Origin of the sequence: Microbacterium invictum, assembly GCF_034421375.1 — a bacterium.
Lineage (GTDB): Bacteria > Actinomycetota > Actinomycetes > Actinomycetales > Microbacteriaceae > Microbacterium > Microbacterium invictum_A.
Genome location: NZ_CP139779.1, coordinates 1,809,378 through 1,829,248, shown reverse-complemented (window position 1 = coordinate 1,829,248; position 19,871 = coordinate 1,809,378). Strand labels below are relative to the sequence as shown.

At 69.4% G+C, this 19,871-nt stretch carries 19 protein-coding genes and 2 tRNA genes; 4 read left to right on the top strand and 17 right to left on the bottom strand.

Annotated elements, in window-relative coordinates; genetic code table 11:
• The first annotated feature begins 1 nt into the window (after position 1).
• Positions 2-241 (top strand): hypothetical protein, encoded by a 240-nt coding sequence (locus T9R20_RS08875; RefSeq protein ID WP_322408939.1) that lies wholly within the window; start codon positions 2-4, stop codon positions 239-241.
• On the opposite strand, the gene T9R20_RS08870 is transcribed toward T9R20_RS08875, so the two are convergent.
• The 3 genes from T9R20_RS08870 to T9R20_RS08860 are packed head-to-tail and all read right to left on the bottom strand — an operon-like array spanning position 214 to position 2,370.
• Positions 214-1,503, bottom strand: coding sequence for an MFS transporter (locus T9R20_RS08870; protein WP_322408937.1), 1,290 nt, complete (start codon positions 1,501-1,503; stop codon positions 214-216). The genes T9R20_RS08875 and T9R20_RS08870 overlap by 28 nt on opposite strands.
• Positions 1,504-1,528: 25 nt before the next feature.
• On the bottom strand, positions 1,529-1,738 hold the full coding sequence (locus tag T9R20_RS08865) for a hypothetical protein (RefSeq protein WP_322408936.1): 210 nt from the start codon (positions 1,736-1,738) through the stop codon (positions 1,529-1,531).
• On the bottom strand, positions 1,735-2,370 hold the full coding sequence (locus T9R20_RS08860) for an ArsR/SmtB family transcription factor (RefSeq protein WP_322408934.1): 636 nt from the start codon (positions 2,368-2,370) through the stop codon (positions 1,735-1,737). The genes T9R20_RS08865 and T9R20_RS08860 overlap by 4 nt, the downstream gene beginning before the upstream one ends.
• A 91-nt stretch (positions 2,371-2,461) precedes the next feature.
• On the opposite strand from T9R20_RS08860, the gene T9R20_RS08855 reads away from it, so the two are divergent.
• A complete protein-coding gene (locus T9R20_RS08855; protein WP_322408933.1) occupies positions 2,462-4,513 on the top strand; it encodes a M3 family metallopeptidase in 2,052 nt (683 codons plus the stop codon).
• Positions 4,514-4,515: 2 nt separating this feature from the next.
• On the opposite strand, the gene T9R20_RS08850 is transcribed toward T9R20_RS08855, so the two are convergent.
• The 7 genes from T9R20_RS08850 to T9R20_RS08820 all read right to left on the bottom strand — a co-directional run bounded on the left by T9R20_RS08850 (position 4,516) and on the right by T9R20_RS08820 (position 11,150).
• Positions 4,516-5,634 carry an epoxide hydrolase gene (locus T9R20_RS08850; RefSeq protein WP_322408932.1) on the bottom strand — a complete coding sequence of 373 codons (1,119 nt, stop codon included), beginning with the start codon at positions 5,632-5,634 and terminating at the stop codon, positions 4,516-4,518.
• A 39-nt stretch (positions 5,635-5,673) separates the two neighbouring features.
• Entirely contained in the window at positions 5,674-6,660 is a 987-nt protein-coding gene (locus T9R20_RS08845; protein ID WP_322408931.1) for a serine hydrolase domain-containing protein, read from the bottom strand.
• 16 nt (positions 6,661-6,676) lie between these two features.
• Positions 6,677-7,945, bottom strand: a complete 1,269-nt coding sequence (clpX, locus tag T9R20_RS08840) for an ATP-dependent Clp protease ATP-binding subunit ClpX (protein ID WP_322408930.1) — start codon at positions 7,943-7,945, stop codon at positions 6,677-6,679.
• Positions 7,946-8,089: 144 nt separating this feature from the next.
• On the bottom strand, positions 8,090-8,773 hold the full coding sequence (locus tag T9R20_RS08835) for an ATP-dependent Clp protease proteolytic subunit (RefSeq protein ID WP_322408929.1): 684 nt from the start codon (positions 8,771-8,773) through the stop codon (positions 8,090-8,092).
• 29 nt (positions 8,774-8,802) lie between these two features.
• Complete coding sequence (locus T9R20_RS08830) at positions 8,803-9,393, bottom strand: ATP-dependent Clp protease proteolytic subunit (protein ID WP_322408927.1); 591 nt, start codon at positions 9,391-9,393, stop codon at positions 8,803-8,805.
• Between the two features lie 176 nt (positions 9,394-9,569).
• Positions 9,570-11,003, bottom strand: coding sequence for a trigger factor (tig, locus tag T9R20_RS08825; RefSeq protein ID WP_322408926.1), 1,434 nt, complete (start codon positions 11,001-11,003; stop codon positions 9,570-9,572).
• Positions 11,004-11,073: 70 nt separating this feature from the next.
• Positions 11,074-11,150: transfer RNA gene (locus tag T9R20_RS08820), tRNA-Pro, on the bottom strand.
• A gap of 128 nt (positions 11,151-11,278) precedes the next feature.
• Between T9R20_RS08820 and T9R20_RS08815 the strand changes: the two genes are divergently transcribed.
• A tRNA-Gly gene (locus T9R20_RS08815) sits at positions 11,279-11,352 on the top strand.
• A 5-nt stretch (positions 11,353-11,357) separates the two neighbouring features.
• On the opposite strand, the gene T9R20_RS08810 is transcribed toward T9R20_RS08815, so the two are convergent.
• Positions 11,358-11,897 (bottom strand): gamma carbonic anhydrase family protein, encoded by a 540-nt coding sequence (locus tag T9R20_RS08810; protein ID WP_322408925.1) that lies wholly within the window; start codon positions 11,895-11,897, stop codon positions 11,358-11,360.
• A gap of 39 nt (positions 11,898-11,936) precedes the next feature.
• Positions 11,937-14,072, bottom strand: a complete 2,136-nt coding sequence (locus T9R20_RS08805; RefSeq protein WP_322408924.1) for an acyltransferase family protein — start codon at positions 14,070-14,072, stop codon at positions 11,937-11,939.
• Between the two features lie 152 nt (positions 14,073-14,224).
• Between T9R20_RS08805 and T9R20_RS08800 the strand changes: the two genes are divergently transcribed.
• A complete protein-coding gene (locus T9R20_RS08800; RefSeq protein WP_322408923.1) occupies positions 14,225-14,710 on the top strand; it encodes a DNA starvation/stationary phase protection protein in 486 nt (161 codons plus the stop codon).
• An 83-nt stretch (positions 14,711-14,793) separates the two neighbouring features.
• On the opposite strand, the gene T9R20_RS08795 is transcribed toward T9R20_RS08800, so the two are convergent.
• The 5 genes from T9R20_RS08795 to T9R20_RS08775 form a co-directional block, all read right to left on the bottom strand.
• Complete coding sequence (locus tag T9R20_RS08795) at positions 14,794-16,299, bottom strand: amidohydrolase (protein WP_322408922.1); 1,506 nt, start codon at positions 16,297-16,299, stop codon at positions 14,794-14,796.
• Complete coding sequence (locus T9R20_RS08790) at positions 16,296-16,943, bottom strand: FMN-binding negative transcriptional regulator (RefSeq protein WP_322408921.1); 648 nt, start codon at positions 16,941-16,943, stop codon at positions 16,296-16,298. Before T9R20_RS08790 ends, T9R20_RS08795 begins: the two co-directional genes overlap by 4 nt.
• A gap of 20 nt (positions 16,944-16,963) precedes the next feature.
• Entirely contained in the window at positions 16,964-17,962 is a 999-nt protein-coding gene (locus tag T9R20_RS08785) for an Fpg/Nei family DNA glycosylase (protein WP_322408920.1), read from the bottom strand.
• A gap of 5 nt (positions 17,963-17,967) precedes the next feature.
• Entirely contained in the window at positions 17,968-18,531 is a 564-nt protein-coding gene (locus tag T9R20_RS08780; RefSeq protein WP_322408919.1) for a ribose-5-phosphate isomerase, read from the bottom strand.
• 71 nt (positions 18,532-18,602) lie between these two features.
• Positions 18,603-19,808, bottom strand: coding sequence for a ferrochelatase (locus T9R20_RS08775; RefSeq protein WP_322408918.1), 1,206 nt, complete (start codon positions 19,806-19,808; stop codon positions 18,603-18,605).
• Positions 19,809-19,871: the final 63 nt, after the last annotated feature.

The window sequence follows — 19,871 nt, the reverse complement described above, 5'->3', positions numbered from 1 at the left end:
GATGCAGCTGGGTACGCGATGGACCTCCGGGGACGAACCGCCGACGTCGGTGCCCTCTGCCGTGGCTGCGGCCGTGCGCGACGTCGACGCCACGCTGGGTTCGGGCGGCCCTCGCCCCCGGTGGACGCTGACGTGGCTGGAGGGCCGGCCGATCGCCGAACTCGACAGCGGCGTGATCGTCGAGCTCGACGCAGAGGGCGCCGCAGTGGTGCGTCACGACGACGAGGACGAGTTCGGCTGAGCCGAGTCCGCGCCCACGGGCGCGGGGCCGGTCTGTCGGCTGGCGGCGAGGATGAGCCGCGCGGCCAGCAGGGTGGCGATCAGGGTGGCACCGGCGGCGATGACGTAGGGCAGCCGGAGGTCGACCCGCGCGACGAGCCCGCCTGCGAGCGTCGCGATCGGGAACAACCCCCAGGTGAGGCTGCGGATGACGCCGAGGACGCGTCCGAAGATGTCGCCGGGCACGATGAGCTGCCGGAGCGCGCCCCAGGGGACGTTCCAGGTGGAGACGGCGAAGGCCATGAGGGCGTAGAAGACCACGGCGAGGATCACCCCGGGAGCCACGGCGACGAGTGCCAGGCTCACCGCGGCCAACAGATTGGCGCCCAGCATGACGGCGCCCCGGCCGAACCTGTCCACCAGGAACGGGGCGACCAGAGAACCGGCGAGGGCGCCGATTCCGATACCCGCGGTCACGAAGCCGATGGCCGCGGGCGGCACGCCCTGCGTATCGAGGAAGTAGAGGATCGTCGCCGCCTGCGCGAAGGAGAAGGCCGACCCCACCACCGCGGTGAAGAGCACCAGGGCGCGGAGGTAGCGGTGCCGCCACAGGTATCCGAGCGCGCTGCGCGTGGAGATCGCCGCGGCAGGCCGGGCGTCGCCCCGGGCCCGGAGAGGTCGTCCGGCGGCGGAAGGCAGAAGCAGGGCGAGGATGACGGGCACCACGTATCCGGCGGCGCCGAGCCAGATCGGCAGAGCCAGCGAGAGGGCGAAGAGGAGCCCAGCCACCGGCTGGGCCAGGAAGCTGTCGATGGTGATCTGCGCCGCCTGCACCCGCCCGTTGGCCCGGTCCAACCCGACGGGTGCGACGAGCGCGGGGATGACGGCGTTCGTGGCGTTGTCGAACAGGGTTTCCCCCAGCCCGAACACCAGCACGCCCGCGAACAGCGCCCAGATCGTGATCTGATCGGCGACGATGAGAACGGCGAGAGCGACCGCGGCGGCTCCCCGGAGCACATTCGCCCCGGCCATGATGACGCGTCGATCGAAGCGATCCACGAGCATGCCGGCGGGCAGGCCGAACAGCAGCCACGGCAGGAACGCCAAGGCTCCGATCGCCGCGATCGCGAGCGGGTCGGTCGTCAGCGTCGTCGCGATCAGCGGCACGGCGGTGCGAACGAGTCCGTCGGCCAGATTGCTGAAGGCGGCCGCGGTCCAGAGCCGACCGAAGGCTCTCCCGAGCGGCGGGCGCTCCGATGGTGCCGGCCCGAGGTCGCGGGTCACCCCTGGTGCCGCGCCGCTCACCGGATCAGCCGGGGAAGATGCCGACGGCGCCGCGCGCGACGGCGAGATGACGTCGCTCGGCGGCAGCGACGAGAACGGCAGCGCTGTGCCTGCCGATCACATCGGTGCGACGCCGGACACGACGCGCCACGGCGCCCCGGGCAGCATCGGCAGCGACGAGGATCAGGCGCTCGACCCCGGTGGTCGCCTGCATGGGGGTGGTGAGAGTGGTCATGAGACACCTCCGATATCAGGAAGCGGAAAGACGTCGGCGCGGATCGTGACGGGTCGCACGTCCTCGCCTTCCTGGTTGCGGTAGCGATCGACGGTCTCGTCGATGATCGCCATGATGCGATGGGTGAGGTCCGCGCTCTGGGCCGGAGTCAGACGCGCGGTGGCCGTCGAGATCAGGCTCGCGTGCTTCCACTCGTCGTCTTCCAACCCGATCGCGTGGTCGTGGAAGTCCAGGAGAGCCTGCTGACGGAGGCGGAAGAACTCGCTGGTGACGAGCTGAGTCACGGCGCGCGCGGCGGGCGTCTTCGCCGTGCCCGCGGCGCTCATCGACACTCCCCCGACCGGACGCTCCCACCAGCGTTCGCGGCCGGTCCCCTGTCCGGGGCGCTCGCGGATGAGATCCTGCTTCGCCAGCGCGCGAAGGTGGTAGCTCGTCGAGCCCGTCGACTCGCCCAGGCGCTCTGCGAGAGAACTGGCGGTCTGCGGACCGTACTGACTGAGGATGTCGTAGATCTTCACCCGTAGGGGATGCGCCAGGGCGCGTAGCGCAGGCGCGTCCAGCACGCGATCGCCCGCGTGGCGGGACTCGACTCGCGCCGCGGCATCCGACTCGTGCTCCTCCGACGTGCTCATGCGTCGATGGTATCTCTGCAAAGAAGTCTTTGCAATGACTATTTTGCAAACGTATGGCTGCAGATTCAGCAGGCTCACTTAGGGTGGAAGGATGACCGACGCGAACCCGCTGCTCGAGCCCTCCTCTCTGCCCTACGGATTGCCGGACTACCGCAGGATCACCGCGGACGACTACCTCCCGGCGTTCCGGACCGCGTTCGCCGCTCACCGCGACGAGGTCGCACGCATCGCGGCGGACCCCTCGGAGGCGTCATTCGCCAACACCTTCGTCGCGCTGGAGCAGTCCGGTCGTCTGCTCGGCGACATCGCCCGCACGTTCTACACCGTCTCCTCGGCCGACGCCACCGAAGCGATCCAGGCCGTGGAAGAGGAGCTCGCGCCCCTTATGGCGGCGCACCAGGACGCGATCCAGCTCGACCCCGCGCTCTACGCGCGCGTGCGCCACGTCTACGACCGTCGCGAGGACCTCGACCTCTCCCCCGAGGACCGGTACCTCGTCGAGCGGCGCTACCGCGAGATGACGCATGCCGGCGCGGCTCTCGGAGAGGACGCGAAGGACGGGCTGACGCAGCTCAACCAGCGTCTGTCGTCGCTTACGACCACGTTCGAGAAGAACCTGCTCGCCGACACCAACGACCTCGCCGTGGTCTTCGACGACGCCGCACAGCTGGACGGCCTCACCGAGGGGGAGCTCTCCGCCGCAGGCCGAGCCGCAGGGGACCGGGGCCTGGAGGGGAAGTACGTCGTCACCCTCACCCTGTTCACGGGTCACCCCTACCTCTCGAGTCTGACCGACCGCGAGAGTCGTCGCCGGATCATGGCCGCCTCACGGGTGCGCGGCTCCCGTGGGAACGCGAACGACAATCGGGAGGTGCTGCGCGAGATCGTGCGACTGCGCGCCGATCGCGCCCGGATCCTCGGGTACGACTCGCACGCGGCGTACGTCACGGCGGATGAGACCGCGGGGTCTCCCGAGGCGGTGCGCGAACTCCTGTTTCGCCTGGCGCGGCCGGCCGCCCGCAACGCCCGTCGGGAGCGGGATGCCCTGCAGCGGATCATCGACGCCTCCGGCGACCCGTTCCCGCTCGCCGCCCACGACTGGGCCTTCTACACCGAGCGTGTGCGCGAAGCCGAGTACGACCTCGACCGGGCGGCCCTCCGCCCGTGGTTCGACGCCGAGCGCGTCCTGCAGGACGGTGTGTTCCGAGCATCCACCGACCTCTACGGCATCACTTTCACCGAGCGCCCCGACATCCCCGCCTACCACCCCGAAGCGAGGGTCTTCGAGGTCCACGATGCAGACGGGACGCCGATCGGGCTCTACATCCTCGACCTGTACACCCGAGACACCAAGCGCGGTGGGGCGTGGATGAACTCGATCGTGGTGCAGTCGCGCCTGCGCGGTACGGCGGCCGTCGTCGTGAACAACCTCAACGTCCCCCAGCCCTCCCCCGGGCAGCCGACACTTCTCACCCTGGACGAGGTGACGACGCTGTTCCACGAGTTCGGGCACGCCCTGCACGGCCTCTTCGCCACGGTGACGTACCCGTCCTTCGGAGGAACGAACGTCTTCCGCGATTTCGTGGAGTTCCCCAGCCAGGTCAACGAGATGTGGATCTACTGGCCGGAGATCCTCAGCGCCTATGCGCGCCACGTCGACAGCGACGAGCCACTTCCGGCGGATGTCGTCGAGCGACTGCACGCATCGGAGACCTTCAACCAGGGCTTCTCGACCAGCGAATACCTGGCGGCGTCTTGGATCGACCAGGCCTGGCACCGGCTCGGAGCCGACGCTGCGGCCGAGGACCTCGACGTGGCCGAGTTCGAAGCAGGAGCGCTGGCGGAGATCGGCCTGGACGATCCCGCGGTCCCGACCCGCTACTCCTCGACGTACTTCGCCCACGTCTTCTCCGGCGGCTACAGCGCCGGGTACTACTCGTACATCTGGAGTGAGGTGCTCGACGCCGACACGGTGGAGTGGTTCCGAGAGAACGGCGGGCTCACCCGCGCCAACGGCGCACGCTTCCGGCAGCGGCTGCTCGGAGTCGGCGGTTCGAAGGATCCGCTCGAGGCCTATCGCGACTTCCGCGGTCGGGATGCCGACATCGCACCGCTGCTGCGACGCCGCGGTCTCACCGCCTGAGTTCACAACGCTCCGAGCTCCCTCGCGAAGGCGCGCACCCGATCCGCCATCGAGGCGGGCACTTCGGCGATCGCGAAATGCCCGCCCTCGGTCAGCCGATCGAACGTCCGGAGATGGTTGTAGAACCTGCGAGCGAGGGATTCGGGGTAGTCGGCCTCATGCCGCTGGATGAACACGGCGGCAGGCACGTCGATGGGCGGGATCGGGTGGGGTGTGTCAGCGCCCTCGTAGTACGGACGGAACGACGTGCCTATGCTCTGCGTGACCCAATAGATCATCGCCTCGGTCAAGAGCCGTTCGCGAGAAATGCGCCGCTCGACCGTCCGCGGATCGTCGGCGGGGGTGTCGCTCCACTCGACGATCTTCTCGATCAGCCAGGCCAGAAGTCCGGCGGGCGAGTCGTTGAGCGCGACGGCCAGTGTGTCGGGCCTGGTGGCCTGCACATGACCGTATGCGCCGTGAGGACCGTGATCGGCGTCGATGCGCGAGAAGAACGCACGCTCCGTCTCGTCGGTGAGGTGAGCGCGCTCCTCACGGGTGGGGAAATGGGCGTGCGTGACGACGATCCCCTGGACCGATTCGGGATGGGTCGCCGCAAGCAACTCGTTGACATTCGTCGACACGTCTTCGCCGTAGGTGAAGTAGCGCTCGTAACCGAGCACCTCGGTCATGAGCCGGTGCATGGTGGCGGCGAGCTCGCGCTCGCCCACGGGTCGGTCCTCGTACGGCGTCGAGAAGGCGAAACCAGGGAAGCTGGGGAGGACGACGTGGAAGTCGTCGAGCAGATCGGCGAACTCCAGCTGAAGAGCGAACGTGTGAGGCCACCCGTGCATCACCAGCAGCGCGGGCGCATCCGCTCGCGCCGAACGAAGATGGGCGAAGTGCAGCAGGCAGCCATCGATCTGCACCGTGAACTGCGGATGGCGATTGAGCCACCGTTCCCGTTCCCGCCAATCGAAGGCCGCCCACGACTCCACCAGATCGCCGAGGTACGCCGCCGTCATCCCCGACGTCATCCGCCGCGGTGAGTCGGGCAGCAGCCGGGTGTCCCTCAGTCGGCGTCGGAGATCTGTCAGCTCGACGTCGGACACGTGCAGCTCGAAGGGTCGGATGATCGTCATCGCTCGACCGTATCGGGGACCTCCGACAGACTCCGCGCGTCAGTCGGCCCCATCACGGTTGCGTCCGAGGACCTCGTCCATCAGGTCACGGGTGCGCGTGAACGTGGGCACGGCGACGTTCGCCAGGCCGGTGACCGTGGTGCCGGAACCGGGATGGCGCCGGCTGACCGCGGTCACGCCGTGGTCACCGCCCGCCAAGACGAGATCCTCGCCGTCGATCCACACCCCGCGCCCGTAACCGAGGCCGTCGTCGGCGTCTGCCGTCGTCGGTGTGGTGAGCAGCCGCGCCAGGGCCGGGTCCAGGATGCGGCCGGCTGAGAGCGCCTCCCAGAACCGGTGCAGATCGGCGACGGTGGAATGCGCACCGCCGTCACCCGATCCCACGACGGGCAGCGCGAACACGTTCGTCCGCCCGTCATCCCGGTAGCCGGTCGCCGTGACCGCGGGGAGCTGATCGGATCGGGGAAAGCCGGAGTCGGCCATGTCGGCCACCCGGAAGATGCGGTTCCCGACGAGGTCGCCGAAGTGTTGGCCGCAGACACGTTCTGCGATGACGGCGAGGAGCACGTAGCCGCTGTTGCAGTAGGAGAACCGCTCCCCCGCGTCGAACTTCGGGGGATGTCCGTCGAGAAGCGGAAGGTAGGCCGCTGTCGAGTCGAGCTTCTGAACGGGAATCGACAACGGGGCGAGAGCGTCGACCTCCTCGTCGAGATAGTCGCCGATGCCGGAGGTGTGGGTGAGGAGGTGATCGACGGTGACGTCGGAGGGCACGAGCGGAAGGTCTCTGCCGAGGATGTCGCGGACCGGCGTGTCCAGCAAGAGCGCTCGATCTCCGACCAATGTGAGGATGAGCGTCGCGGTGAACATCTTCGTGCCGCTGGCCAGCCCGAAGCGCGTCGCCGCGGAGTTCGGCGTCTGCGATGTGCGATCGGCGAATCCTCGGGCCCATTCTCCCAGCACGGCGTCGCCGCGCCGAACACTGAGGACGCCGTGATAGTCCGCGATGAGCGGGTGGGGAGTGCGCATCGCGCCGACCCGCGGATCAGGCGCTCTTGCGCTTCTCTCGCAGAACGAAGGTCGGTGCGGCGCGCTCCTCGACCGCGGCGCGGGTGACGATGACCTTGTCGACGTCCTCGCTCGACGGGATCTCGAACATGATCGGGCCGAGGACGTCTTCCAGGATCGCGCGCAGACCACGCGCACCGGTCTTCCGATCGACGGCCAGGTCGGCGATCGCCTCGAGGGCTTCGGTGTCGAACTCGAGGGACACCCCGTCCAGCTCGAACATGCGCTGGTACTGCTTGACGAGGGCGTTCTTCGGCTCGGTGAGGATCTCCATCAGAGCGGTCTGGTCCAGTGGGTTCACGGACGCGACGACGGGCAGGCGCCCGATGAACTCGGGGATCAGGCCGAACTTGTGCAGGTCTTCGGGACGCACCTCGCTGAACAGGTTGAGGTCCTGCCCCTTGCTGTGGAGGGGCGCACCGAACCCCACGCCGTGCTTGCCGACGCGGGAGGAGATGATGTCCTCGAGCCCGGCGAACGCCCCCGCGACGATGAACAGCACGTTCGTCGTGTCGATCTGGATGAACTCCTGGTGCGGGTGCTTGCGGCCGCCCTGCGGCGGTACGGAGGCCACCGTGCCCTCGAGGATCTTCAGAAGGGCCTGCTGCACGCCCTCGCCCGAGACGTCGCGTGTGATGGACGGGTTCTCCGCCTTGCGAGCGATCTTGTCGACCTCGTCGATGTAGATGATGCCGGTCTCGGCGCGCTTGGTGTCGAAGTCGGCCGCCTGCAGCAGCTTGAGGAGGATGTTCTCGACATCTTCGCCGACATAGCCTGCCTCGGTGAGGGCGGTGGCGTCGGCCACGGCGAACGGCACGTTCAGCCGCTTGGCGAGCGTCTGCGCCAGATAAGTCTTTCCGCACCCGGTCGGACCGAGCAGCAGGATGTTGCTCTTGGCGATCTCGACCTCGTCGGCGCGCTGCTCGGCGGGCTGGAGGGTGCCCTGTGCGCGAACGCGCTTGTAGTGGTTGTACACGGCTACCGACAGGGCCCGCTTGGCGTCGTCCTGACCGACGACGTACTCCTCGAGGAAGGAGAAGATCTCACGGGGCTTGGGGAGGTCGAACTCCGAGACGACACCCGTGGACGACTCGGCCATCCGCTCTTCGATGATCTCGTTGCACAGCTCGACGCACTCGTCGCAGATGTACACGCCCGGTCCGGCGATCAGCTGTTGCACCTGCTTCTGGCTCTTTCCGCAGAAAGAGCACTTGAACAGGTCGGCGCTTTCACCGATGCGTGCCATCACGGCTCCTCTTCGTCGCCTCGGGGTTGCCTTCCCCGCCGTCTCCGTCGAGCCTAACCTCTGGTGAGGACATGCGCGGGGATTGAGTCGAGGTGAACGCGATGACGCCCCCGTCGCCGAAGCGCGGAGGCGTCATCGCGGTGGTCAGCGGGTCAGCGCCGGGGCGCCCGCGGTGCGCTTGCGCGTGGTGAGGACCTGATCGACCAGACCATAGGTGACGGCCTCCTCGGCCGACAGGATCTTGTCGCGATCGATGTCCTTGTTCACCTCTGCGACGGACTTGTTCGAGTGCGCCGCCAGGGTCTGCTCGAGCCAGGTGCGCATGCGCATGATCTCGGCCGCCTGGATCTCGATGTCGGAGGCCTGCCCGTGACCGGCCTCCCCCATCGCCGGCTGGTGGATGAGGATGCGCGCGTTGGGCAGCGCGAGGCGCTTGCCTGGCGCGCCGGCGGCGAGCAGGACGGCCGCGGCCGAGGCCGCCTGGCCGAGCACGACGGTCTGGATCTGGGGCGAGACGTACTGCATGGTGTCGTAGATCGCCGTCATGGCCGTGAAGGAACCACCGGGCGAGTTGATGTACATGACGATGTCGCGGTCGGGATCCTGGCTCTCGAGGACGAGGAGCTGGGCCATGACGTCATCGGCCGACGCGTCGTCGACCTGCACGCCGAGGAAGATCACGCGGTCCTCGAAGAGCTTGTTGTACGGGTCCTGCCGCTTGTAGCCGTAGGCCGTGCGCTCCTCGAACTGGGGCAGGACGTAGCGGCTGCCGGGCATCTGAAGGCCCTGCGGCGCCGACGGGGCGCCTCCGAAGGTAGGGGTCTGCATTCCTTCTTCTCTCTCTTTCGCCTTCGAGTTCAGCTGTCGGTGGCGGTGCCGCCGCCGCCGATGACGTCGCTGGCGGACTCGCGGATGTGGTCGACGAAGCCGTACTCGAGCGCCTCTTCGGCACCGAACCACCGGTCGCGGTCACCGTCGGCGTTGATCTGCTCGACCGTCTTGCCCGTCTGCTTCGCCGTGATCTCGGCGAGGCGCTTCTTCATGTCGAGAATGAGCTGAGCCTGCGTCTGGATGTCGCTGGCCGTACCGCCGAAGCCACCGTGCGGCTGGTGCAGCAGCACGCGGGCGTTGGGGGTGATGTAGCGCTTCCCCTTGGTGCCGGCGGTCAGGAGCAGCTGCCCCATCGAGGCGGCCATCCCGATCCCGACGGTGACGATGTCGTTGGGCACGAACTGCATCGTGTCGTAGATCGCCATGCCGGCCGTGATCGACCCACCAGGCGAGTTGATGTAGAGGTAGATGTCCTTCTCGGAGTCCTCCGCGGCGAGAAGGAGGATCTTCGCGCAGATCTCGTTGGCGTTCTCGTCGCGCACCTCCGAGCCCAGCCAGATGATCCGGTCCCTCAGCAGCCTGTCGAAGACGCTCGTCGCGACAAGTGGTTCGGCCATGTGTACTCCTGTTTCCGTGGTCGTGTCCTCGAATCTACCGGGGCCTCTCCCGCGCCCCGCCCGTGTTCGCCGTCGGCAGATCGGGCGCGTCGCACTCCCCGGGAGAGCCGTAGCACCGCACGAGAGAGGGACGGATGCCGCGGGCATCCGTCCCTCTCATGCGTCAGCGTGAACGCCTACTCGGCGGTGTCGGCCTTCTTCGCGCGACTCTTCCGTGCGGGCTTCTTCGGGACCTCGGCCTCTTCGGCGGCGATGACCTCGTCGGCCTCGGCGGCGGCGTCGGCGATCTCCTCCGCCTCTTCCACGACCTCGTCCTCGGCGGTCTCCTCGTCGTCGACGGCGACGAACCCGGTCAGGTCCACCGTCTTGCCCGCGGTGTCGACGACGGTGACCTTCCCGAGCGCCACGGCGAGGGCCTTGTTGCGGGCGACCTCGCCGACCATCGCCGGCAGCTGGTTGCCCTGCTGGAGCGCGTTGATGAAGTCCTGCGGCGACATGCCGTACTGGGCGGAGGACTGGATGAGGTACTGGGTCAGCTCGTCCTGCGAGACCTGGACCTCGTACTTCTCCACGATGGCATCCAGCAGCATCTGGGTGCGGAACTGCTTCTCGCTGGCCTCGGTGACCTCGGCGCGGTGGACGTCGTCCTCGAGGCGACCCTCGCCCTCGAGGTGGTTGTGCACCTCGTCCTCGATGAGCTGCGCGGGCACGGGGATCTCGGCGTCGGCGAGGAGCGTCTCGATGAGCTTGTCCCGGGCGGCGGAGCCCTGGGTGAACACCGACTGCTCGCCGGCCCGCTCGCGCAGGCTGTCGCGGAGCTCGGCGATCGTGTCGAACTCCGACGCCATCTGGGCGAAGTCGTCATCGGCCTCGGGAAGCTCGCGCTCCTTCACGGCCTTGACGGTGACGGCGACCTCGGCCTCCTGGCCGGCGTTGTCGCCACCGATCAGCGTGGAGCGGAAGGTCGTCTCCTCCCCCGCGGTGAGCGACTCGACGGCCTCGTCGATGCCCTCCAGCAGCTCACCGGAGCCGACTTCGTACGAGACGCCCTCGGCACGATCGACCTCGTTGCCCTCGATCGTGGCGATGAGGTCGAGCTCGACGAAGTCGCCGGTGGCGGCCGGGCGGTCCACGGTCACGAGTGTGCCGAAGCGCGAGCGCAGCTTGTCGAGCTCGGCGTCCACCGCCGTCTCGTCGACCTCGACGGCCTCGACCTCGAGCGTCGTGCCCTCGAAGGCGGGGAGGTCGAACTCGGGGCGCACGTCGACCTCGACGTCGACGAGCAGGTCGCCGCTGAAGTCCTTGGCGTCGGGCCACTCGACCACGTCGGCGCTCGGACGTCCCATGACGCGGATCTCGTTCGCGGTGACGGCCTCGCGGTAGAACGCGTCCAGCCCCTCGCTGACGGCGTGCTCGAGCACGGCGGTGCGACCGACGCGCTGGTCGATGATCGGCGCCGGAACCTTGCCCTTGCGGAAACCGGGCACCTGCACGTCCTGGGCGATGTGCTCGTACGCGTGGGTGATGCTGGGCTTCAGCTCTTCCGGGCTGACCGCGATGCGGAGCTTCACGCGAGTCGGGCTCAGCTTCTCGACGGTGGTGGTGACCATGCCTTGTGTCTCTCCTCGTCTGCCACCGCACGCGGACGCGTGGGCGTAGGTCTTCGTGATGGGGGGCCGATGGTCGGGGCGACAGGATTTGAACCTGCGGCCTCCCGCTCCCAAAGCGGGCGCTCTACCAAGCTGAGCTACGCCCCGGGCGGGTGCGCACGCACGCGTGCGCCGATCGGGCCTGTTGCAGTCTAGCCGACACTCCCGGAAGGCTCATCGACAGGCGGCGCCTCGCGCGTCCATTAGACTGGTCGAGCCGCGGATCGTTCCGCCGCGGGGATGTAGCTCAATGGTAGAGCCTCAGTCTTCCAAACTGATGGTGCGGGTTCGATTCCCGTCATCCCCTCCACAGCTTCAGGCGCGGGGTTCCGCGCCCTCGTGGGTCGACAGGTGCGCCCGGTAGGTCGCCGCGTTCCGGCGGATGCCCGCCCGCTCCTCGTCGCTGAGCGGGCGGCGGACCTTCGCGGGCACGCCCGCCACGAGCGATCCGGCGGGCACCACCGTTCCCTGGAGCACGACCGCGCCGGCCGCCACGAGGCATCCTTCGCCGATCTGCACCCCCGAGAGCACGACGCTCCCCATGCCGATGAGCGAATCGGCTCCGATCGAGCAGCCGTGGACGACGGCGTTGTGCCCGACCGAGACGTTCTCACCGAGGACGACGGGGTGATCGGCGTCGACGTGCACCGACACGTTGTCCTGCAGGTTGCTGCCCGCACCGATCGTGATGGGGGCGCTGTCGCCGCGGAGGACGGCGTTGTACCAGACGCTCGCGCCCTCACCCAGTGTCACGTCACCGACGACGCGCGCGCCGGCGGCCACGAAGACCGACGGGTGAAGCGACGGGCGCGCGTCGCCGAGTGCCAGGACGGATGCCGTCGGGTCGATGCTCATGCCAGGGAGCCTAAACGGCTCATGTGGGCGCGGGTCCGGTCACCGTGCGGCCAGGGCGTCGCGGATCGCCGCTTCGTACCACGGTTCGAGGGTGTCGGCGAAGGTGACGGTCAGGTGGTCCTGGTCGCGGTAGACGTTCGCGCCGCCGACGACCGGGCGACACACCTCGTCATCGCAGAAGACGTCGGTGAAGTCCAGCAGCGTGACCCCCGCCATCCCCTCCGCGGCCTCGCGCAGCGGATCGTCCGCGACGAGCACGTCGGCGCGCAGGCCGTCGCATTCGGACGCATCGCGGGTGCGCAGGCACTTGTTCGGGTCGGTCTCCCACACCGGGTTGTCGACGACGGTCACGACGGGCGTGCCGCGGTCGATCATCTCGCTCCACGCCTCGCGGTACCCCGCGACGGCGGCGTCCTGCGAGGAGTCGAATCCGGCCGACGAGTACGGCGTCGTCGCGAGGGCCGAGGTGAAGACGACGTCGATCTCGCGGTCAGCGAGGGCCGAGGCGACGCCCTCGCGCCACTCGGTGCACGCTGCGCCGAAGGCGCCCGGCGTCGAGAGCGGGGTGGTGTTCCACGGGCAGGCACCCTTGAAGAAGGTCGTCAGATGCCAGCCGTTGCGCTCCGCCATCCGCTCGAAAGTGGGGAGCAGCTGGAAGGCGTGACTGTCGCCGATCAGGGCGACGCGCGGCGCGTCGACGGCGTCCGATCCGAACTCGCACGAAACCGGACGCGCGTCGTTGAGCTGCACGAAGCACTGATCGTCGGAGGGACGGTCGGCGCCCGCGAAGCCCGGCGCGGGCAGGATCGTGTCGGGCGCCGCCGCTTCCTCGCACGCCGGGTCCAGCACGGATGCCGCGCCGAAGCACTCCGGCGGGTCCGCCCGCAGCTCGGCGAGGGCTCGCACCCCGGCGTTGTAGGCCGGCGCATTCACCGCCCACGCGGCACCGGCGGTGCCGGCCACCAGCAGCATCGCCGCGAGCGCGGCCCACAGGGTGACTCGGGGAGGTCGGGCGGTGAGCACCTTCCAGCTGCGGAACGGATCCTCAACGAAGGTCTTCGTCAGCCATGCCAGCACGAAGCACAGGGCGAGGAGGGCTACGCGGTGGTAGATCGTCAGCCCCCAGAAGGGCACGGACGGCGCGATGATGATGAGCGGCCAGTGCCACAGATACAGGGAGTAGGAGATCCCGCCGACGAACTGGGCGGGTCGGACCGAGAGCACACGGGTGGGGTACCACCACCGGTCGGTGTTCGACGCCGCGATGATCAGTCCTGCACCCAGCGTCGGCACCAGAGCGGCGTACCCCGGGAAAGGGGTCTGTCCGTCGTACGCGAAGGTCGCCCACACGAGGGCGGCGATGCCCGCCCAGCCGGCGACGAAGCTCGCCACGGCGGAGCGCAGACGCAGGAGCGGGACGAGGGCGATCAGGGCGCCTACTCCGAACTGCCACATCCGCCCGAAGGTCACGAAGTAGGCCGGCGCCGGGTCGGTGATGGTGAAGACGACGCAGAAGACGAAGGACGCGGCCGACACGACCGCCAGGACGGTGATGACGCTGCGACGCACGGCGCCGCGCACCCACTTCACGGCCGCCCACGCGGCCAAGAGCATCAGCAGCGGCCAGATGACGTAGAACTGCTCCTCCAGGGACAGCGACCAGTAGTGCTGCACCGTGGTGGGCTCGCCGCCGTTGTTGAGGTAGTCGGCGGAGGTGATCGCGAGATACCAGTTCTCGACGTAGAAGGTCGAGGCGAGGATCTCGCGCACCTCGTTCGGCAGTGCCGAGGTCGGGGTGAGGTAGGGCGTCATCGCGACCAGCGCGCAGAAGAGCAGCACCAACAGCGAGGCCGGGAGCAGCCGGCGCGCCCGGCGCGCCCAGAACTGACCGAGGCGCACGGTGCCGGTGGTGGTGAGCTCGCGCATCAGATGCGAGGTGATGAGGAAGCCCGAGATGACGAAGAAGATGTCCACGCCGATGTAGCCGCCGGGGAACCGCCCCGGCCAGAAGTGGTAGAGCACCACACACAGGACGGCGATCGCCCGCAGCCCCTGCACGTGCGGGAGGAAGCGGGCGGATTCGGCGTGCTCGGGCGATCCCCCGGCCGGGCGGCGCCGTCTGTCCTCCGTACCGCCGGGCAGGCGCGGTTCGAGGGCGGGATCGGCGGATGGCACGGTAAGACGGTAACCCCTGGCGACATCTCCTCGCTCAGCGACCTGCCAGTGTGACGGGTTAGCCGAGCCTTCACTTGCTTGCGGAATAGCGGGCGCGCACTAGCGTTGGCATCACTGGACCGCCGTGTGGCGGTTCGAAGGGAGCCGACAGAATGACCGACATTCAGACCACCCCCGCCACCGCCGCAGATCCGACGGTCGCCGCCGGCTCGGCGCAGTTCCTCGCCCCCGTCGTGCTGGGGCTGCAGGCCCTCGCCGTGAACGGCAAGCAGGCGCACTGGAACGTGCGGGGCGCGAACTTCATCGCCATCCACGAGCTGCTCGATCAGATCGTCGATCACGCCCGGCAGGCCGCGGACGACGCCGCAGAGCGGATCGTGGCCCTCGGCCTTCCGATCGACGCCCGCACCTCGACCATCGCGCAGAAGGTGGCGCCCACCGCCGTCCCCGCCGGGTTCACCCCGTGGCAGGAGATCGTGCGCGACATGATCGCCGACATGGACGCCGTGATCGTCGACGTGAAGGCGGCGATCGAGGGGCTCGACGAGGTCGACCTCACCAGCCAGGACGTTGCGCTGGCGATCATGCAGACGCTCGAGAAGGACCGCTGGTTCCTCTTCGCCCACCTCGCGGAGTGATCCCACGGGCATGACAGGCCCCGATTCCCCTTCGGAGGGTCGGGGCCTTCGGCTGTGTCCGAGGAAGCGCGTCGGATCGGTGCTCACCCCAGGTGCGTGAGTCGACCCGCGAGGAGTGTCGCCTTTACCGACATCCCGCGCATCTCGCTTTCGGACGCGACGAGCGGATCGGTCTCGCACAGGACGAGGTCGGCCGGAGCGCCGGGGCGGACCGCTGTCGGATCGGTCGACCCGCCGCGCGTCGACGCCGCCAGCGCCGTCTCCGGATCCAGTGCCTGCTCGGGGCGCCACGCCGGCCGGCCTCCCCGCGTCCGGTGGACGGCCGCCGCGAGCGCCGCCCACGGGTCCAACGGCGAGACCGGGGCATCCGACCCGAACAGCAGGGTGGCGCCGGCGTCGGCGAGGGCGCGGAGCGGATAGGGGGTCGCGGTCTGCGCGGCCCAGATCTCATCGGTCATGTCGCGATCATCGACGGCGTGCTCGGGCTGGACGCTCGCACCGACGCCGAGACGGGCGAATCGAGGGATGTCCGACGCGCCCACCAGCTGCGCGTGCTCGATCGTGCCGGTGGCGCCGGTGAGCGCGAACGCGTCCAGGGCGTGGGAGTTCGCGACATCTCCGATGGCGTGGATGGCGCACGACAGCCCGGCCGCGGTCGCCCGTGTCATCATCTCGACCAGCTCACCCGGCTGGACCGTGAGCAGTCCCCGATCGTCGGCGGAGCCTGCGTAGGGGTGGGAGCAGGCCGCGGTCCGGGTGCCGAGCGAGCCGTCGGTGATCACTTTGAGCGGTCCGACGCGGAGGAGATCGGAATCCCCGCCAAGCGGATCCCCGGTGCGAAGACCTTGGGCGATCGCACGATCGAGATGCTCCGGGTAGATGCCGAACGACACCCGTAGCGTGTCGAATCCCCGTTCTGCGCGGCGGGTCCATGCCTCCTCGTTCCAGGCCATGTCGAGATCCACCAGACCCACGACCCCGCGGGCGGCCGCGCGGCGGGCCATCCTCTCGACGAGGTCATCGGCGTGGGCGGCGGGGACGGCGTTGAGGCGGCGCGACACCTCGAACGCGGGGGCTTCGCGCAGGATGCCGCTGTCGTCGGCCGACAGCGATTCGCGCCGGAGTGCGGCGGAGTTCAGCCACACGCTGTGGACGTCGGCGTTGATGAGATAGGTGGGGACGTCGCCGGTGTGCGCGTCCAGCAGCGCCACGCTCGGACGGTCGGGCCACAGGGCGTCTCGGAAACCGACGCCGACCCGCCTCCCGTCGCCGAGGACGGGAGCCTGGGCCAGCCGCCGCGCCGCCTCGACGGCCGTCGTCGCGTCGACGACCGAGACCCGTTCGGCGGCGAGAGCCCACTGCGTCACGTGCACATGGTGGTCCCAGAGTCCCGGGATGAGGAATCGTCCATCAGCCTCGAGCACCGGCCCGACCGGCCGGACGACGCCGGAGGGGGCGATGTCGACGATCGCGCCGTCGGCGAGGAACACATCCACCCGGTCTCCGTCGTCGACGACCGGGAGGAGTGCGCGGCCGGGGCCTCGGACGCGAGCGCCCCGGATGACGGCGACGTGCTCTCCGACGTTCACGCGGTGCTCCCCGCGTCCGCCCTCGCGATCAGCGCCCTCTCCATCTCGGCTGCCAGGGCGGGGTTGTGGTGGGGGCCCTCCTCGGCGAGGCCGTCGATCACGGCCCGGACGACGTCGGCCGGCTTGTTCTGGCTGAGCTTGCGCTTGGCCACGATGCGGGTGGGCGTCAGGCGGAACCCGACCGTCCCCCTCTCGAGCCGTTCGACGAACGCGGCGTCGTTGGGCCGCTCCCACATCAGGCGGGGCTCGGGCATCGCCGACTCGAAGCGGGCCACCACGCGATCGAGGACCCGCAGGTTCTCCTGCGCGTCAAGGATCTCGGGCACCCCCGAGAGGTGGACGGCGGCGAAGTTCCACGTCGGGACCGCCGGCACGTCGCCGTACCACCCCGGTGAGACGTAGCCGTGGGGGCCCTGGATCACGACGAGCAGCTCGCGCGTGCCGAGACCGTGGATGAGGTCATCCGGCTTGCCGACGTGGCCCACGATCGTGAGGTCGTCGCGGTCGTCGTCGAGGAGCACGACGTAGTGGGAGGCGACCAGTCCCTGTTCGGTGGCACTGACGATCGTCGCCCAGGGATGGAGATCGACGAGGCGACGCAGCTCCGTCACATCCGTCATCGCGAAGCTCGGGTTCTGACGCATCCTCCCAGCCTAGGATCAGCTCACGCCTGGCAGGACGGGCACCAGTAGAGCTTCCGCGACGCCGCCTCCTCCACGACGACCGAGGTGCCGCAGACACGGCACGGAAGCCCCGCACGACCGTAGACCCAGTGCCGGTGCTCCCTGCGCGCCATGGCGCTGCGCCGCTCCTTCGCGCTCAGGTCGTCCCGCGTCATCATCTGTCCGGTCTCGACGCCGATGCGCAGAAGCCGTGACCAGTCCTGCCAGATCTCGCGCACCGTCTGCACGGGAACCTCCCTGCCCGGGGTGTGCGGGTTGAGCCTGGCACGGAAGAGCAGCTCGGCCCGGTACACATTCCCGATGCCGCTGACGACGCTCTGGTCCATCAGGAGCAGCCCGATGGGCGTGACGGTCCGTCGCACGCGGGCGACGACACGCTCCTCCCCCTCGTTGGCGTCGTCGACGAGGGGATCGGGGCCGAGCTTGGCGAGGGACTGCTCCACCTCTTCGGGGGTCTGGATCACGCACGCGGTCGGTCCGCGCAGGTCTGCGCAGGTGAGATCGGTGAGGAGCCGCAGCCGCACCTGGCCCCGCACCGGCGGGGGCCATTCCGCCTCGTCCTCGCCCGGCAGACCCGTGGTCTGCTCCGACATCCGCACGCGTCCGCGCGTCCGCCGGGGCGCACCGATCGAGGTCAGCGAGTTCTCGCCCGCGGTATCGAGGATCGCCTCCGACGCGATCCCGCGCCGACCGGTGCGCGCCATCCGGCCGTTGGAGGCGGCGATCGCCGGATCGCTGACGATCTCCCCCGCGAAATCCCACGCGCCGTAGAGACCGAGGTGCACGCGAAGCCAAAGATCGCCGTCGAACCGGACGAACATCTGCTTGCCCACCACGCGGGATTCGAGGGCCTCGCGTCCGTCGATGAGCGCCGCTCCCTCGGCGAAACGGCCCTGAGGACTGGAGGCGGCCACCTCGCGTCCGACGAAGTTCTGCGCGATCTGCCGGGCGATGCGGTGGACGGAATGGCCCTCGGGCACCGCGGTCAGCCGGCCTCGGGGTCGAACGAGCTCGTCTCGTCGGCCAGCACGTCGGCCTGCACGTCGCCGGTGGTCCCCGCCTCGCCGGCGCGAGGGTCGGGCTCGAGGCTTCCGTCCCGCTCGAAGGCGGCGATCTGCGCGATCCGTCGTTCGTGTCGCTCCTCCCGCGAGAACGGCGTCGCGATGAAGCGGTCGATGAACGCCGACGCCTCATCGAAGGTGTGCTGGCGCGCTCCGATGGCGATGACGTTCGCGTCGTTGTGCTCGCGCGCCAGTTCGGCGGTGGCGATGCTCCACACCAGTGCGGCGCGGATGCCGTCGACCTTGTTCGCGGCGATCTGCTCGCCGTTGCCCGATCCGCCGAACACGACTCCGAGCGCCTCCAGCCCCGCGGACTGGTCGCGCACGACCGCCTGCGCGGCGCGGATGCAGAACGCGGGGTAGTCGTCGAGCGCGTCGTACTCGATCGGTCCGTGGTCGATGACCTGGTGCCCCTGAGCGGCGAGGTGGTGCTGCAGCTGCGTGGAGAACTCGAGACCGGCGTGATCGGTGGCGATGTGGATGCGCATGGCCTTCATCCTAGGGAGGCGGAAGGGGGCGGAACGGGCGGGAAGCCGCGCGTTCTCGACGGGGTCGGGGCTCAGGGGGCGATGCCCGATGCGGCCGGCTTGAATCCGGCTCGGACGTTCTCGCAGCACCCCGGACGGCAGACGTCGAACCACGGTCCGAGGTCGGTGCGGTGCGGCCGATCCGCGGCGGGCGTGCCTTTCAGCCTCTCCTCGATGAGGTCGACCAGGCCCGACACGTACGCGCGGTCGATTCCCGGTGTCTGCGTCCGCACGGCGCGCAGGCCGGCCTCCTCCGCGGCTTCCATCGCCTCGGTGTCGAGGTCCCACATGACCTCCATGTGGTCGCTGACGAACCCGAGCGGAACGATGACGACCGCCTCCGCGCCGGCGTCGGGGAGCCCCTCGATGACGTCCACGACATCGGGCTCGAGCCAGGGCTGGGTCGGCGGGCCCGAGCGGGACTGGTAGACCAGCTGCCAGGGCACGTCCGCCGCCGCCGGGATCTCCGCGGCGATGTCGGCCATCACGACCTCGGCGACCGCGAGGTGCTGCGCCTCGTAGGCGCCGCCGGGTCCGAAGTCGCGGTCTCGCGGGCCGGACCGCTCGGCATCCGCCGTCGGGATGCTGTGGGTGGAGAAGAGCACCCGGATGCGCGTGGGCGCGATGCCGTCGCCCAGCAGCTCGGCGATCGCGGCGTGGACGCCGTCGACGAAGGGACGGACGAACCCGGGGTGGTCGAAGAACTGACGCACCTTGTCGATGGTCACGGTGTCGCCCAGGCCCGTCTCGTTGAGCGCACGCGCGAAGTCCTCGCGGTACTGCCGGCAGCTGGAGAACGAGCTGTAGGCGCTTGTGGCGAGGCCGAGCAGCGTCGTGTGGCCGGCGTCGACGGCCTCGCGCACCGCCTCGTCGAGGTAGGGCGCCCAGTTCCGGTTGCCCCAGTACACGGGCAGATCGATGCCGCGCGAGGCGAGCTCTGCCTCGAGGGCGGCCTTCAGCGCCCGATTCTGGGCGTTGATGGGACTGACGCCGCCGAAGTGACGGTAGTGGTGAGCGACCTCCTCGAGACGCTCGTCGGGGATGCCGCGACCGCGCGTGACGTTGCGCAGGAACGGGATGACGTCGTCCTGCCCCTCGGGGCCGCCGAAGCCGGCGAGCAGCACGGCGTCGTAGGCCACGGGTGTCTCGACGTGCGGCGATCCCGAGGCGGCGGCCGGGGAGGCGAAAAGAACCGTGGGCGTGTCGGAGGCGGTGTCCTGGGGGGCGAGATCGGTCACCCTGCCATCCTCGCATCGCACGAGCGCGCTGGCGCCGGGCGTAGGCTGGTGCAGTTGTCAGCG

Bases quoted from the DNA above. Each gene is read 5' to 3' on its own strand.
- T9R20_RS08835 (WP_322408929.1), bottom strand. From the start codon at position 8,773: ATGCAGACCCCTACCTTCGGAGGCGCCCCGTCGGCGCCGCAGGGCCTT.
- T9R20_RS08855 (WP_322408933.1), top strand. From the start codon at position 2,462: ATGACCGACGCGAACCCGCTGCTCGAGCCCTCCTCTCTGCCCTACGGA.
- T9R20_RS08845 (WP_322408931.1), bottom strand. From the start codon at position 6,660: ATGCGCACTCCCCACCCGCTCATCGCGGACTATCACGGCGTCCTCAGT.
- T9R20_RS08800 (WP_322408923.1), top strand. From the start codon at position 14,225: ATGACCGACATTCAGACCACCCCCGCCACCGCCGCAGATCCGACGGTC.
- T9R20_RS08810 (WP_322408925.1), bottom strand. From the start codon at position 11,897: ATGAGCATCGACCCGACGGCATCCGTCCTGGCACTCGGCGACGCGCGC.
- T9R20_RS08865 (WP_322408936.1), bottom strand. From the start codon at position 1,738: ATGACCACTCTCACCACCCCCATGCAGGCGACCACCGGGGTCGAGCGC.
- T9R20_RS08790 (WP_322408921.1), bottom strand. From the start codon at position 16,943: ATGCGTCAGAACCCGAGCTTCGCGATGACGGATGTGACGGAGCTGCGT.
- T9R20_RS08780 (WP_322408919.1), bottom strand. From the start codon at position 18,531: ATGCGCATCCACATCGCCACCGATCACGCCGGTCTCGAGTTCTCCACG.
- T9R20_RS08850 (WP_322408932.1), bottom strand. From the start codon at position 5,634: ATGACGATCATCCGACCCTTCGAGCTGCACGTGTCCGACGTCGAGCTG.
- T9R20_RS08830 (WP_322408927.1), bottom strand. From the start codon at position 9,393: ATGGCCGAACCACTTGTCGCGACGAGCGTCTTCGACAGGCTGCTGAGG.
- T9R20_RS08860 (WP_322408934.1), bottom strand. From the start codon at position 2,370: ATGAGCACGTCGGAGGAGCACGAGTCGGATGCCGCGGCGCGAGTCGAG.
- clpX (WP_322408930.1), bottom strand. From the start codon at position 7,945: ATGGCACGCATCGGTGAAAGCGCCGACCTGTTCAAGTGCTCTTTCTGC.
- tig (WP_322408926.1), bottom strand. From the start codon at position 11,003: ATGGTCACCACCACCGTCGAGAAGCTGAGCCCGACTCGCGTGAAGCTC.
- T9R20_RS08875 (WP_322408939.1), top strand. From the start codon at position 2: ATGCAGCTGGGTACGCGATGGACCTCCGGGGACGAACCGCCGACGTCG.